Genomic DNA, 14,227 nt, shown 5'->3' with positions numbered 1-14,227 from the left:
AAACCCGAAGCCCCGGCAACTTCTAAGGTTGCCGGGGCTTCGGGTTATCTATAGGAGAAGCTCCTACTACAGCTGTGGCTGCTTCTTTACAGAGGCAAGTTGCTGCTTCAGTTCTTCCACGCGGTTCAGCTCCGTCTGCAGCTCGCGCTTAATTTTGAGTTCGCGCTCACGGGCACTCTTCTTATACTCGTTCAGCTCCAGCTCCATCTCATCAAACGCTTTGCGCTTCTCGCTGGCAATGCTCTTGCTGCTCTTGTGCTGCACCACCATTACTCCTAGGGCAATCAAGAGCGCGATGATAATGCCGCTGTTCAGAAGCACATAAAACTGTTTTGGCAGGTCTACGCCCAACACCGAGATGTGGGTGATGTCGTGTATGCTCTGCTGGATCTCCGCCTCTTTTTTCTTTACTTCCTCCTGCATGGCCTGCAGTTGCTGCTCCTGGGCGGCAACGTCTTTACGCGCTTCCTGCAGTTTGGCGTCTGCCTCTGCCTCGAAGTTCTCTAACTTCTTGTCTTTGGTAGCCACCGTCTCCTGCACGGTCTTCCAAAACGACTCCAGGGAGGTGATTTTGACTACCTTGTAGCCTTGCCAGGTGTTGGAGCTATTCTTTAAGCTCTCAAATTGCTTTTCGAGTTTTGCGTTGGCTGCAGGTGCTTTTTCTGCTTTACTGCCCTGCGCCTGTACCAAAGTAGCGGAGCACATCAAGGCGATGGAGAAAAAGAGTGCCTTCATAATTTAGGGATTAGGTTTGTACTAAATTTTGTATTTATGCTGTGGGCCGAGCGGCAGGTGAAGATAAAGAATTATACCTTTTTAAGCACCTTTACATTAGGCTTAACCCTACTGCGATTAAAATATTGTTTAAGATTACTAAAAAATCCGAAACATCAACAGCATAGGAAACAGAAATATGGTAAAAGCAAGTTCACTGTGGGGAAAGATTCCACACATTCCTTACCAGGCACGCCAGCACAAGACTTAAAGCAGCAGGGCAAGTATAGCAAAGAAGTCAATTATCCAAAGAGCCAGGCTCACCTCCTTGCGCTTGCCCGTCACCACCTTCAGGGCCGTCCAGCTTAGGAAGCCCCAGATGATCCCCTGCGTGATAGAATAGGTGAACGGGATCAGCACCATGGCCAGGAAAGCAGGTATGGCCTCATCCATTTTGAACCAATCAATCTTGGTGACCGGGCGCACCATAAAAGCTCCCACCAGCACCAGCGCCGGGGCAGTGGCGATGGCCGGGATCATGGAGAGCAGCGGCGCCAGGAACAGGAAGGGCAGGAACAGCAGCCCACCTACCACCGCAGTAAGACCGGTGCGGCCACCCGCCTCAATGCCCACAGCCGACTCCACATAGGCCGTACCCGGGCTGGAGCCCAGCAGGCCGGCAATGGTGGTGGCCACAGCATCTGTGGTAAGGGAGCGCTGGATGTGGCGCGGCTCCCCGTGCTCATCCATCAGGTCGGCGGCCTCGGCCAGCCCCACGAACGTGGAGATACTGTCGAACATATCGGTGAACACAAAGGCAAAAATCACCGGCACAATGGCCAGTTGGAAAGAGTTGACCAGGTCCAGCTCCAGCATCAGGCTGAAGTCCGGAGAGGAGAAGACCCCCTGCCAGGTAATGAGCGGCTCTATACCGGTGGCCCACCAGCGGCCCAGCGGGTACGCGGCGAGTGTGGTGAAGATGATGCCCAGCAGGATACCGCCCTTCACATTGCGCACAATGAGGACAGCGGTTAAAAGCAAGCCGGCCAGAAAGGTTAGCAGTGCCGGTGTGATGGGGCTCATGCCGATAACAGTGGCCGGGTTGGCAATGATGAAATCAGCGTTGAAAAAACCGATCAGGGTAATGAACAAGCCGATTCCGGCGGCTATGGCAAAGCGCAGCGGCCTGGGAATAGCCCGCACGATCATGGTGCGGATGTTCAGCACAGACAGGATAAGGAAGACGATGCCTGACCAAAAGACCGAGCCCAGCGCCACCTGCCACGTCACCCCCATGCCCAGCACCGCTGAGAAGGTGAAGAAGGCGTTCAGGCCCATGCCAGGCGCTACGATGATGGGGTTGCGGGCGTAGAAGCCCATCATCACGCTACTGAAAAAAGACACCAGCACCGTGGCCGTGAGCACCCCGGAAAACGGCATGCCTGCCTGGGCCAGGATAGTGGGGTTCACGACGATGATATAGGAGGTGGCCAGGAATGAGGCGATGCCCGCGAGCACCTCTGTTTTGATGGTGGTGTTGTGGCGCTTTAGGTGGAAGTATGATTCCATGCGTAGGTTCGGTTGAGGAAGTGGTTTGTAACTGAAGAAGGTAAAGTTAACCTAAGTCTGTAACATTGAAAAAGCTGAAGAAGATTTTCGACAGCAAACCATAGCTCTACTTTGCTGTGGCTGCTGTAGAAAGTATAACTGACTGTAACTGAAACAGCCACAGCATCCTTAACAGGAGGTGCTGTGGCTGTTTCAGTTAGGCCCGGCATCAGGTGCGCGTTTAGCCGTAGATTTCGTTCAGGAGTCCTGCGAGGCGAATGCCCGCCTGCAGCAGGCGCTGCTCCACCAGGCTATAGTTCTCGTAGGCGTAGCGGTAGCCTAATTTCTTGTCTTCCGGCAGGTCGTACACGCGCGGGCGGTAGCTCATCGACTCGTAGGCCCATTCCCTCGCCGTAGCAGACTGCCACTGCTTTATCTGCTCTTTCCCTGGCTCGTTCAGGAAACGCACTATCTCCGTAAAGCTCAGGTTCTTGCTGTCGATCATTTCGCTGTCCCACACGCGGTGCAGGTTCGATGGCTGGTAGAACCACTGCACCTTCACCTGGTTGCCGCCCTGGTCGTCACCGCCCCCCACGTGCAGCGGCTGGTGAATGTCGCCTACCAGGTGCACCAGGTACTTGAGCAGCTCCTGCTCTTTGGCTTTATCCAGGTTACCCGCCTTCAGCGTCTGGGTAATTTCCTCAATTTTTCCCAGGATGTCGCCATTCGGGTTCTTCTCCGCCTGCTCATAGGTCTGTCCATCCTGTATGGTCACCCAGTGCCAGTCATGCGTGTGGTCGTAGGCGTGGTCGCTCTTGATATCGTCCATCCAAACCGACACCTCGGCCAGGGAATTGTCGTTCAGCAGCTTCATTACTTTTTTCTTCGCCTTCTTGCTCAGGTGGTGCTCCGCCACCAGCCCCACGGCACGGTGCCCGTTCTGCCCCCAGGCAAACGCCTGGCCCGTTAGTGCCAGGCATAGGAAGAAAACACTTGCTATTTTTTTCATGTGTGTTGATGTTGTGTTAATGCCGCTGCAAAACAACAAAAATTATGCTGAACAGCGGAGGGCGGCCTCGAATTTTAATGGAAAACTTTTGCTGAGGCAGACGGAGGCACCCTGAGCAGGAAACCCGGAAACTAAAGCTGGTTTAATTTGGCGGAAGGTTTTCGTAGCTTTGGTGAAAACTACACAACGATGAACAACAAGTATGAGGGCAAGGTAATGTGGTCGCACCTGGACGCTAACATGCACATGCGCCACTCTGCCTACGCTGATTTTGCCGCTCAGGCCCGTATTGCCGTGCTCGACCGGCTGGGGCTGGACCTGAAAGCGTTTCAGAAACTGCACATAGGCCCCATTCTCTTCAGGGAGGAATCGTTTTACCTGCGCGAGGTGGGCATCAACGAGCACCTGACCGTGACGGTAGAGCTTACCAAGAGCCGCCCGGACGGCTCACGCTGGTCTATCCGCCATGATATTTTCCGAGGGGACGGCGTGAAGGCCGCCGTGATTAACGTAGACGGTGCCTGGCTGGACCTGCACAAACGCAAGCTGACCACGCTCCCGGAGGAGCTGCTGGAGCAGTTCAATCGCCTGAACAGGAGCGAGGATTATCAGCAGGAATAGGAGGGAAGTTTACTCCCTCCTTTTTCTCTTACGTTCCTCTTTCTGCTGCCTGCGGCGCTCTTTCCAGTTTTCCTTCCACTCCTCATAGCTCTGGGCCGCTTTCTTTCCCACGTTATCCAGCAGGCGCTCCAGGAAGTTCTCGCGTGGCGGCTCGGCACGGAACGAGGCGCAGTTCAGCGCGTTTTGCAGCCTGGGTGGCAGCGGATCGAAGCGGCTGTTGTAGTAACCTTTGTAGGCTGGGTCTATGGCAATGCGGCGGATAAAGTCGCCCCAGATCGGCAGGGCGGTGCGGGAGCCTTGGCCCAGCTCCAGTGTGCGGAAGCGCACCTCCGGGCTTTCGCCGCCTACCCACACGCCTGTTACCAGCTGCGGCGTAATACCGATAAACCAACCATCGGAGTGGTTTTGGGTAGTGCCCGTCTTGCCTGCTATGTCCATCTGCAGGCCGTACTGCGAGCGCAGCTTGGCGGCGCTGCCTTCCTCCACCACGCCCTGCATCAGGTGCAGCATCACGGCGGCGGTCTCTTCCGAAATCACTTTCTTGGCGCCTTCGCCCTCGCGGTGCTCGCGCAGCACACGGCCTTCCCTGTCTTCAATTCTGGTAATGTACACCGGCTCTACCTGCATGCCGCGGTTGGCAAAGGTGGCATAGGCCGTTACCATTTCCTGCAGCGAGAGGTCTGCCGTGCCCAGGGCCAGTGATGGCACCTCCGGCAGCTTGGAATCGATGCCCAGGCGGTGCGCCATGGCCACCGTCCGGCCCACGCCCGCCTTCAAGATCAGCTGCGCCGATATAGTGTTAACGGAGTGCGCCAGCGCACCGCGCATGCTGTACTCACCGCCATACTGCTCTGTCGCGTTTCTCGGCGACCAGTCGTCGTACTCGGGGTACGTCATGCGCTCGTTCGGGAAGTAGTCACAGGGCTTCAGGCCTTGCTCCAGGGCTGCGGCGTACACAATGGGTTTGAAGGTGGAGCCCACTTGCCGCTTGGCTTTTACATGGTCATACTTGAACACATGGTGGTTGATGCCGCCTACCCAGGCACGCACGTAACCCGAGTGCGGCTCTACCGAGAACAGGCCCGTGTTCAGGAAGCGGGCGTAGTAGGCCAGCGAGTCCATTGGGCTCATCTCTTTTTTGCTGGCGCCGCCCCAGGCATACACCTGCATGGGCACTGGCTGCCGGAAAGCATCCACGATCTCAGCCTCCGATTTGCCGGCATCCTTCATTTTACGGTAACGGTCGGAGCGCTGCATAGCCACCTGTAGCACCTCGGAGTTGCGGCCCCAGGGGGTGCGGCCCCGCCAGTGCGCGTCAAACTGCTTCTGCAACTGCGCCATGTTCCTGCGTACGGCCGCCTCGGCATGGCGCTGCATGCCCGCATCAATAGTGGTATAGATCTTCAGGCCGTCTTTGTAGAGGTTATACGTGTCCCCGTTGCGCTTCTTTTTGCCGGCTGCCCACGCCTCCAGCTCCTTGCGCAAGTGCTCCCGGAAGTAGGGCGCGATGCCGTCGTTGTGCGTGGTCACGTTGTACTTTAGCTTCAGCGGTAGCTGTCTCAGCGAGTCGGCTTCTTCCGCAGTAAGGTAACCGTACTTGGCCATTTGCCCCAGCACCACGTTGCGGCGCGTCTGGGAGCGCTCCGGGTCCAGGCGCGGGTTGTAGGTGGTGGTAGCCTTCAGCATCCCAATCAGCACGGCGGCCTCCTCCGTCTTCAGCGAGTCGGCGGAGGTGCTGAAAAAGCGACGCGACGAACGCTCAATGCCATAGAGGTTGCCGCCCAGGGGCACGGTGTTCAAGTACAGCTCCAGCAGCTCCTCTTTGGAGTAAATGCTTTCCAGCTTTCGGGCGATGATCATCTCGCGCACCTTGTTGACTGGCATATCCAGCAATCCGTAATTGCGGCGAGGGTACAGGTTCTTGGCCAACTGCTGGCTGATGGTGCTGCCCCCGCCGGAGCTCTCGTTCTGCAGCAGCAGTGTTTTAATGAAGACCCGGGCCAGGCTGCGCGCATCCACGCCGCTGTGCTCGTAAAAGCGTGCATCCTCTGTGGCAACCAGTGCGTGGATGGCAGCAGGGGAAATGTTGGCATACTTCACGTTGGTGCGGTCCTGTATGTAGTAGCGGCCCAGCAGTACGCCGTCGGCCGAGTATACTTCGGAGGCTGTGTTGTTGCGTACCGATTTCAGCTCTTTGGTGGAAGGCATGCCACCCAGAAAGCCGGCGTACACGGCAAAGTAGAAAAGCACCAGGAACAGGATGCCGAACAGGAAAAGCTTCAGGAAGATGCGGAACAGGAACCTGTAGTCGGAGCGGCTGCGGCTCTCACGCCACTCAGCCCGTTTCTGTTGCCAGTAAGTTTTGGTAAATTTTGGCTTCAGACTGTTCCAGAAAGCAGAAAGTTCGGCATGTACCAAGCGCACGAACGGCGCCATGATCTTTGTGACAATAAATTTAATAATCTTCTTGAGCGTAGCCCTCATGTTATCGCTTTGGTCCTGTTTTGGCTGTGGCACTTAAAGCCGCTGCGCTGGATAAAACGCAAAAGTACAGTTTTTGGTGCAACAGCAAGCGTTGTGCAAAGATTGCGCCAGTGCCTAAGTGCAGGATTGACGATGCTTAAAAGTATAATTTTTTGTACCTTTGTGGCTGATGCTGCACACTAAAACCATACGTTGCCACTGGCTCAGGTTTCCACTGATGTGGGTCATGCTGCTGTGGGCGCTCACCTTGCCCGGGCATGAGGTGATGGTGTACGACTACATGGTGCAAGGAACGGTGCAGGAGTCGGTGCTGCGGTTTAAGGCCGCCAAGCTGCATGAGGAAGGCGAAGTGATGAAGCCGCAGCATGTGCAGGCCTTTACCGATGCCCACGCTGCCCCGGAGCTGGTGCTCAGGCAGGTGCTGTATACCGCGCCGCTGCTTCTGTTGCCCTTGTTTGCCAGTCTGCTGCCTGATACGGCACCCACCTATATTTCCCCTGTTTCCACGGGGCAGCTGCTGCGGCAGGTGCTGCCCGTGTCGGTGCTGCCCAACGCACCTTAGTTTGCTCATAAATGCCCCTTTAGAGGTATAACCAAGGCTGCCTTGCCTTGCTCAAGGGGGTACCCTTCTCTCTTCAATCAGTTCTTCTAACCGAGCAGCGCTGGCCTGTATGCCCTGCGCCGGTGCTGTCATGAGCATTCTTATACCTATGGCAGATGTTGCTGTGCTGTTCTCTGCACTTTCTATCCTCGGAATTTTAGTCGGCTTAGTGTCTCCGAAGCACGGGCTGTGCTGGTACTATGGTAGCCGTAACCGTTTCAACGTTTTACGTATTTACTTTATCGTTTTATTTATGTCGTTTCTGATTTTTGCCGTAACAGAAAATTTATAACCTGCATGACGCAGCCAGCGCGGCTGGGCGATCTAAGGGATTGATTCTAATTCATATATGAACTTCACTGTAGAAGATATTTTATTTGGTGTAGCCATTCTGCTGTTCCTGAGTATACTGGTAAGCAAGAGCCTTGGCAGGCTTGGTATTCCGGCCCTGGTCCTGTTCCTGGGTGTAGGCATGCTGGCAGGCTCCGAGGGGATCGGCGGTATATACTTTGACGATGTGCAGACGGCACAGTCGCTGGGCACGATAGCCCTCGTGTTGATCCTGTACTCCGGAGGACTTGACACGAAGTGGCAAAGTACGAGGCCCGTGCTCTGGCGGGGCATGGTGCTGTCCACCTTCGGCGTGTTCATCACGGCCATATTGATGGGGGTGTTCGCCTCCTATGTGCTAAACTTCTCCTTGCTGGAGGGGCTGCTGCTGGGAGCCATTGTGTCCTCTACTGATGCCGCGGCTGTTTTCTCCATCCTGCGCTCCCGAAACATCGGCCTGAAACATAACCTGCGGCCCACACTGGAGCTGGAGTCCGGCAGTAACGACCCCATGGCGTACTTCCTGACGGTTAGTTTCACGTTCCTGCTGACCAATCCCGATACCGGGCTGTGGGATCTCGTGCCAATGTTCTTCATGCAGATGAGTATCGGCGCGCTGATGGGGGTGGCGATGGGGTATGGCATGGCCTGGGTAATCAACCGGATCAAACTGGAGCAAGAGGGGCTATACCCGGCCCTTACCCTGGCCATGGTGCTGTTCACGTATGCTTTCACAGCTTCTATAAGCGGCAATGGCTTCTTGGCTGTGTACACCGCCGGCGTTATACTGGGCAACAAGAACTTCATACACAAGCGCAGCCTCACGCGTTTCTACGACGGCGTGTCCTGGCTGATGCAGATCCTGATGTTCCTTACGCTGGGACTGCTGGTGTTTCCGTCGCAGCTGCTGCCGGTGTTGGGCGTGGGGGTGCTGGTCTCTGTTTTTCTTATTTTCGTTGCCAGGCCTATCAGTGTTTTCCTGAGCCTGATCTTCTTTAAAGTATCTCTGCGGGAGCAGTTGTACATCTCGTGGGTAGGGCTGCGCGGTGCGGTTCCCATACTCTTTGCCACCTATCCTATGCTGGCTGGCATAGAGGAATCGGGCATGATTTTCAATGTAGTGTTCTTTATCGTGCTGATCTCGGTGATGCTGCAGGGCACCACCCTGAAGGTGGTAGCCGATTGGCTCGGGCTAAGCGAGGTGGATGATGCGCCGAAGCGGTTGCAGCTTGGCGAAGAGCTCGGGTACAACGCCAAGAACGAGCTCATAGAGCTGCAACTGGGGGCTCAGGCCAAAGCCGTGGGCAAATCGCTGGTGCAGCTGCAGATGCCCAAATCGTCGCTCATCGTACTTATAGATAGGAGCGGAAAGTTCGTGACACCCAACGGAGCTACCGTGCTGGAGCCTTATGACAAGCTGATGGTCATGATCGACAATGAAGAAGAGCTGAAGAATGTACGGGAGGTGCTGCTGTAGCCGGCTCTCTTTTTGCACCTTTCGCGTGCCTCCACAGCACGATTTATACTTACTTCTTGTTCATCCAATATGAAGTATTTTGTGCAGCAAAACTCGGTGGTGCGTCAGATCTGGGGGAAAAGCGATACCATCCTATTCATATTTGCCGGAGCCTCCGCAGAGTTCGCCCTTAACAAGGCAGTGGATTGGCTCTACTTTACCGGCCGCCTTCCCGCCGACCCGCTGGGCAGGCTGTTTTCCACCGTGGGCTATGCCCGCCGCATTGTTTTCTCCGAGGAGGCAGGGGCGCACCGGGCCATCGACAGCATGGCAGCTATCCATGCCGGCGTGGAGGCTAAGCGTGGTTACGCCATCCCCGACTGGGCCTACCGCGATGTCCTCTTCATGCTGATTGACTACTCGATACGGTCTTTTGAGCTGCTGGAGCGAAAGCTGGCGGAGCAGGAGAAAGCTGAGGTGTTTGACGTGTTCAACCGTGTGGGCACCCGCATGGGCATCAAAGGGCTACCGCAGACTTTCCAGGAATGGCAGCAGGCAAGGGCGCTGCACCTGCAGCAGAACCTCGCACAAAGCAAGTATACGTTCGACCTGTACCGCCAGTACCGAAAGCACCTGGGCAGCATCCGCTACTGGCTGCTGTTGCAGGCACAGGTGTTGGTTGTGCCCGATCTTGTGCGGCAGCAACTGGGCCTGTGGCGCATTCCGGTGCTAAAGCCAGTGTTGCTGGGCTATAAAGTTAGCCGCGCCTTTAAAGCAGAGTGGCTTCTGAAGGAACTTATATTACCCCCAGCCTATAAGCGGGAGATCAATGAACTGGATGTGGCCAGTGTTTAGTGCGTATACTATGTTAAGTATGCCCTCGCCAATAGTTGGTTGGCACTTTTTCTATCCCTTTCCTTAACCCAGTGATTTCCTCGGGCTGCTGATGTGGCCAGAGGAGGCTGGCGGCGTTTTCACGACGTCAGCGCTGCTGGCTGAAAACGCCCGTGCTTACCTCTGCCACAGGGTTCCCCCTCTTACCATCTGGCGTAGTGCGTGCCCTAGCGCGCTGTGATAACAAAAAAGCGCCGGTTAAAGTATAACGGTTGTACTAAAACTAAAGGCTCTAAGTAAAACAGTTTCACACCAACCTATACTTATTAGAGCCCTCAGCTTAACCTATACTTTAACGAACAAGAGCTATGAACATAGAAAGTTACCCCGGTAGCCCATACCCGCTGGGCGCTACCTGGGATGGTGAGGGTGTTAATTTTGCACTTTTCTCAGAGAATGCCCTAAAGGTTGAGCTCTGTCTCTTTAACTCCGAAAGTGAAGCAGAGGAAGCCCGCGTAGTCCTAACGGAGCGAACGCATCACATATGGCATGTTTACCTGCCGGAAATCAAGCCCGGCCAGTTGTATGGCTATCGGGTGCATGGCCCCTATGAGCCGGAAAACGGGCACCGGTTTAATCTGAACAAGTTGCTGCTAGATCCCTACGCCAAAGCCATTTCCCGCACCATTGAGTGGCATGACTCCCTTTTCGGCTATAAACTCGGCGACCCGAAGGAGGACCTTAGCTTCAGTAAATCCGATAGCGCGGCCTACATCCCAAAAAGCGTGGTGGTCAACACCTCCTTTAACTGGGAAGGGGACAAGAAGCCGAATATCCCGTACCACAAATCCATCATCTACGAAACGCATGTCAAGGGCTTTACGAAGCTGCATCCCGATATCCCGGAGGAGATAAGAGGCACCTACGCTGCGCTGGCGCACCCGGTTACCATTCAGTACCTGAAAGATTTGGGCATCACCGCTATCGAATTGATGCCGGTGCACCACTTTATCAACGACCGGCACCTGGTGGAGAAGGGGCTCACGAACTACTGGGGCTATAACACCATCGGCTACTTTGCCCCGGATGTGCGCTACTCCAGCAGCGGCACCCATGGCGAGCAGGTGGTGGAGTTTAAGCAGATGGTAAAGGAGCTGCACAAGGCGGGCATAGAGGTGATCCTGGACGTGGTGTACAACCATACCGCCGAGGGGAACCAAATGGGCCCCACCCTCTCGTTCCGTGGCATTGACAATGCCGCTTACTACCGCCTGACGGAGGACAAGCGCTACTACATGGATTACACCGGCACGGGCAACACACTTAACGCTAACCTGCCCAACGTGCTGCGCCTGATTATGGACAGCCTGCGCTACTGGATTCTGGAGATGCGGGTGGATGGTTTCCGCTTCGACCTGGCCGCCACGCTGGCCCGCGAGCTGCACGAGGTGGACCGCCTCAGCGCCTTCTTCGACATCATTCATCAGGATCCGATCATCTCGCAGGTAAAGCTCATAGCCGAGCCGTGGGATATTGGCGAGGGCGGCTACCAGGTGGGGGAGTTCCCGCCGGGATGGGCCGAGTGGAACGGCAAGTACCGTGACTGTATCCGTGACTACTGGCGCGGGGCTGACAGCATGCTGGCCGAGTTCGCTGAGCGCTTTACGGGCAGCTCCGACCTGTATAAAGACGACAACCGAAGCCCAACAGCCAGCATCAACTTCATCACGGCCCACGATGGCTTTACGCTGCACGACCTGGTGTCTTACAACGAGAAGCACAACATGGCCAACGGGGAGGATAACAACGACGGCGAGAGCCACAACCGTTCCTGGAACTGCGGTGAGGAGGGACCCACCGAGGACACGGAGGTGCAGGCACTGCGGGCAAAGCAGAAACGCAACTTCCTGACCACGCTGTTCCTGTCGCAGGGGGTGCCGATGCTCGTGGCGGGGGATGAACTGAGCCGCACCCAGCAGGGAAACAACAACGCCTATTGCCAAGACAATGAGCTGTCGTGGCTCAACTGGGAGGAGGCGGATAAAGAGCTGCTGGACTATACCCGCCGCCTGATCAGGTTCTGTAAGCAGCACCCGGTGTTCAACCGCCGCCGCTGGTTTAAGGGGCAGCCCATCAAGGGCAACAACCTGAAGGACATTGCCTGGTTTCTGCCAGAGGGCCAGGAGATGACCGAGGAAAACTGGAGTCACGATTTTGCCAAATCCCTGGGTGTGTACCTGAACGGCAAAGGCCTGCGTGCCAAAGGACCGAAAGGGGAGCAGGTTATGGACGATAGCTTTTATGTGATCTTTAACGCGCACTACGAGCCGCTGAAGTATAAACTGCCGCCTCACAAGTATGGCGAGACCTGGCACAAAGTGATCGACACCGCCACCGGCACAATCGACGAGCAGGGGAAAACGTTTGCCTATGGCAAGGCGCTAGAGGTGGCTCCCCGGTCGGTGGTAGTGCTACTGCAGCCGCAATAAAGTATAACCCCACGGTACAAAAGTCAAAAGGCCTGCAAAACTGCAGGCCTTTTGTTTTTATTAAACCGCCATCACTTTCTGCACTTTACTTAACAGCAACTGGTCCTCAGCCTCCAGCAGCTCATCGAGCATGATTGCCTGCCGCTCCAGCTGCCCCTCAAAAATGGTGGGGATTAACTGTTTATAGTAGGCGATGCCTTCCTGTAGGTTTGTCTTGAACGTCTGCAGGTACTTCAGTTGTTTGTCGGTCAGCTCTTCCAGCTGCTCATCCTTTTTCTTTGCCCAGTAGTCCACATACATTCGCAGTTCGTTCAGGAACATGTGCGGGCGGTAAGTCTGGTTTAGCGCATTAAAGCGGCCGTAGATATGATCCACCATCTCCTGCAGCTTAAAGATGCCGGAGAAGTAGGCCAGGTTCGGCCCGGGGCAGATCGTAACTGCTTTGGTTGCGGCTTTTTTGGTCATGTTAAACAGCAGTAGGGCAGAGGTGGCCAGGCCATCGCAGAGGCACTCCTTGGCCAGCACTTTCGCCTCCTCGGCTTTGTATACTTCGGGTGCCAGTTGCTGGGCCTGCAGCTGCTCCAGCTTACGGCGCTGGTATTTGCGCGAGGCGGTGCAAATCGGCTCCTCCGTGAACTCGGTGTTGGAAACCAAGTGCTTTTTCTCGCAGGGGCTACCTGGTTTTCCGCGCTCGATGCGGCCTAGCTTCTGCTGCTCGCTGGAGGTGCCGCGCAAAGCGTTGAACGGCACGCCAAGAGGCGAGATAGGGCTCAGGTACAGGTCTTTCTCAGTTGCTCCCACCAGCTGCTGCAGGGTTGGCTCATCCACGGTGGTGGCTTCTGGCACGAGCAGGAAGGGAGTGCCCCAACCGGTGGCATCCACACCATAGTATTGCCTCAGGAAAGTATCCTCCTGTGCTGTGCCGATCCCTCCCTGCACGGTCAGGCGCTGGGCAGGTATAACCGTGGGTACTGATAGCCCCTTAGAAGCCAGTGCGGCGCTGAAAAGGCTGTATAGTTCCTCCCGCAGTGCCTCGCGGTTCTGCTTAAACTCCTCCAGAATCGGACCGATCAGGTAGCCGTCGGTGGCAAAGGCGTGGCCGCCGCAGTTTAAGCCGGACTCAATCCTGAACTCCGATACCCAAATACCCTTCTTTGCCAGGACCTTGCCTTGCACCAGAGCCGAGCGGTAGTCGCTCACCTTGATGATTACCTTCTTGTCGAACTCTCCGTCAGAGTTTGGCAAGAAGCATGGGAATTGGTCCAGGTAACCATAGAGGCGCATGTTCATGCCCGCCGAAAAGACTACCGAAGACTTTACGGTGCTTTGGGCAAAGCCGCGGAGGGCCGCAAGGGCGTCTGTATATTCCTGTGGCAACGGCTGCCTGTCGTTGTCGTAGTTCACGCGGTCCAGCTTGGTCATGATGTTCACGTCTATGCTGCCGGCTACTACCGCCTGCCGCAGTTCTTGCTGCAGCGCCTCTTGCTGTTGCGGGTCCTCAGTGCGGAGCATCTGCTCGTACTTTTTCCGCAGCGGCGAGCTGTCAGGTAGCAGTAAGAAGTACTTGGTCAGGTCTGTGCCTGGGGTAAAGTCCTGCTGTCGCAGCTCCTCCACCTGCTGGGCCACCAGTTCATCCGTCAGGTTCAGGAAGGCGGTTACGCGCTTGGCCCTGTAGTCCTCCTCCTTGGTAGTGATGGGCGAAAAAGGCTGCTGATAGAGTTGGCTGTAATGCTGCCGGGTATACTCCAGCAAGGCGTCATCGCTCAGCGAGGCGACGGAGGAGATACCGTAGCGGGCAACCTTAAGCGGTGTGTCAATAGAAAAGGCTAGTCCCATTACCGGGATGTGAAAGGTGTGCGGAGAAGGTTGTACCATGGTGGCTGTAACGTACTTAGGATGAAAAATGAAATTATACTGCATGCAGCGCCTGTGCGCCGCTTTGCTTCTAGTATAACCGCTGCTGTTGGAACCAGATAAATGTACAAACAGGGCCAACTTCAGCGGAGAAAAGGCATCACAAGGTAGGCAGGCAATGGCGTGGACATTATGAGCAGCGTCAGTGGTAATAGTGATCTATATCATTTTAAAAATGTTATTATTGCCCTATGAGCTTTTGTAAATTGGGGCATTTGCAGTTACCT

Annotated in this window: 10 protein-coding genes; 5 read left to right on the top strand and 5 right to left on the bottom strand. The window is 55.5% G+C overall.

The genetic code is table 11. The annotated features are described in order from the left end of the window. Window positions 1-66: 66 nt before the first annotated feature. From PXG97_RS03400 to PXG97_RS03390, 3 genes are all read right to left on the bottom strand, one after another. On the bottom strand, window positions 67-735 hold the full coding sequence (locus PXG97_RS03400; RefSeq protein WP_276496309.1) for a V-type ATP synthase subunit I domain-containing protein: 669 nt from the start codon (window positions 733-735) through the stop codon (window positions 67-69). Window positions 736-981: 246 nt separating this feature from the next. Further along, entirely contained in the window at window positions 982-2,283 is a 1,302-nt protein-coding gene (locus PXG97_RS03395; RefSeq protein WP_276496308.1) for an NCS2 family permease, read from the bottom strand. Between the two features lie 220 nt (window positions 2,284-2,503). Further along, entirely contained in the window at window positions 2,504-3,271 is a 768-nt protein-coding gene (locus PXG97_RS03390; RefSeq protein ID WP_276496307.1) for a S1/P1 nuclease, read from the bottom strand. 189 nt (window positions 3,272-3,460) lie between these two features. On the opposite strand from PXG97_RS03390, the gene PXG97_RS03385 reads away from it, so the two are divergent. Next, window positions 3,461-3,892 (top strand): acyl-CoA thioesterase, encoded by a 432-nt coding sequence (locus tag PXG97_RS03385; protein ID WP_276496306.1) that lies wholly within the window; start codon window positions 3,461-3,463, stop codon window positions 3,890-3,892. A 9-nt stretch (window positions 3,893-3,901) separates the two neighbouring features. Here PXG97_RS03385 and PXG97_RS03380 read toward each other — a convergent pair whose 3' ends face one another. Next, window positions 3,902-6,376 carry a penicillin-binding protein 1A gene (locus PXG97_RS03380; RefSeq protein ID WP_276496305.1) on the bottom strand — a complete coding sequence of 825 codons (2,475 nt, stop codon included), beginning with the start codon at window positions 6,374-6,376 and terminating at the stop codon, window positions 3,902-3,904. A 169-nt stretch (window positions 6,377-6,545) separates the two neighbouring features. On the opposite strand from PXG97_RS03380, the gene PXG97_RS03375 reads away from it, so the two are divergent. The 4 genes from PXG97_RS03375 (at window position 6,546) to glgX (ending at window position 12,086) form a co-directional block, all read left to right on the top strand. Then, entirely contained in the window at window positions 6,546-6,938 is a 393-nt protein-coding gene (locus PXG97_RS03375; protein WP_276496304.1) for a hypothetical protein, read from the top strand. Window positions 6,939-7,326: 388 nt separating this feature from the next. Continuing rightward, window positions 7,327-8,784 carry a potassium/proton antiporter gene (locus tag PXG97_RS03370; protein WP_276496303.1) on the top strand — a complete coding sequence of 486 codons (1,458 nt, stop codon included), beginning with the start codon at window positions 7,327-7,329 and terminating at the stop codon, window positions 8,782-8,784. A gap of 69 nt (window positions 8,785-8,853) precedes the next feature. After that, window positions 8,854-9,618, top strand: a complete 765-nt coding sequence (locus PXG97_RS03365; protein ID WP_276496302.1) for an oxygenase MpaB family protein — start codon at window positions 8,854-8,856, stop codon at window positions 9,616-9,618. Window positions 9,619-9,965: 347 nt separating this feature from the next. Then, a complete protein-coding gene (glgX, locus tag PXG97_RS03360) occupies window positions 9,966-12,086 on the top strand; it encodes a glycogen debranching protein GlgX (RefSeq protein WP_276496301.1) in 2,121 nt (706 codons plus the stop codon). Window positions 12,087-12,146: 60 nt separating this feature from the next. On the opposite strand, the gene PXG97_RS03355 is transcribed toward glgX, so the two are convergent. Then, window positions 12,147-13,961: a hypothetical protein gene (locus PXG97_RS03355; RefSeq protein WP_276496300.1), complete on the bottom strand. Its 1,815-nt coding sequence runs from the start codon at window positions 13,959-13,961 to the stop codon at window positions 12,147-12,149. Window positions 13,962-14,227: the final 266 nt, after the last annotated feature.

This window comes from Pontibacter litorisediminis (genome assembly GCF_029360645.1).
GTDB classification, from domain to species: Bacteria; Bacteroidota; Bacteroidia; order Cytophagales; family Hymenobacteraceae; genus Pontibacter; species Pontibacter litorisediminis.
This window is presented reverse-complemented; position numbering and strand designations above follow the sequence as displayed.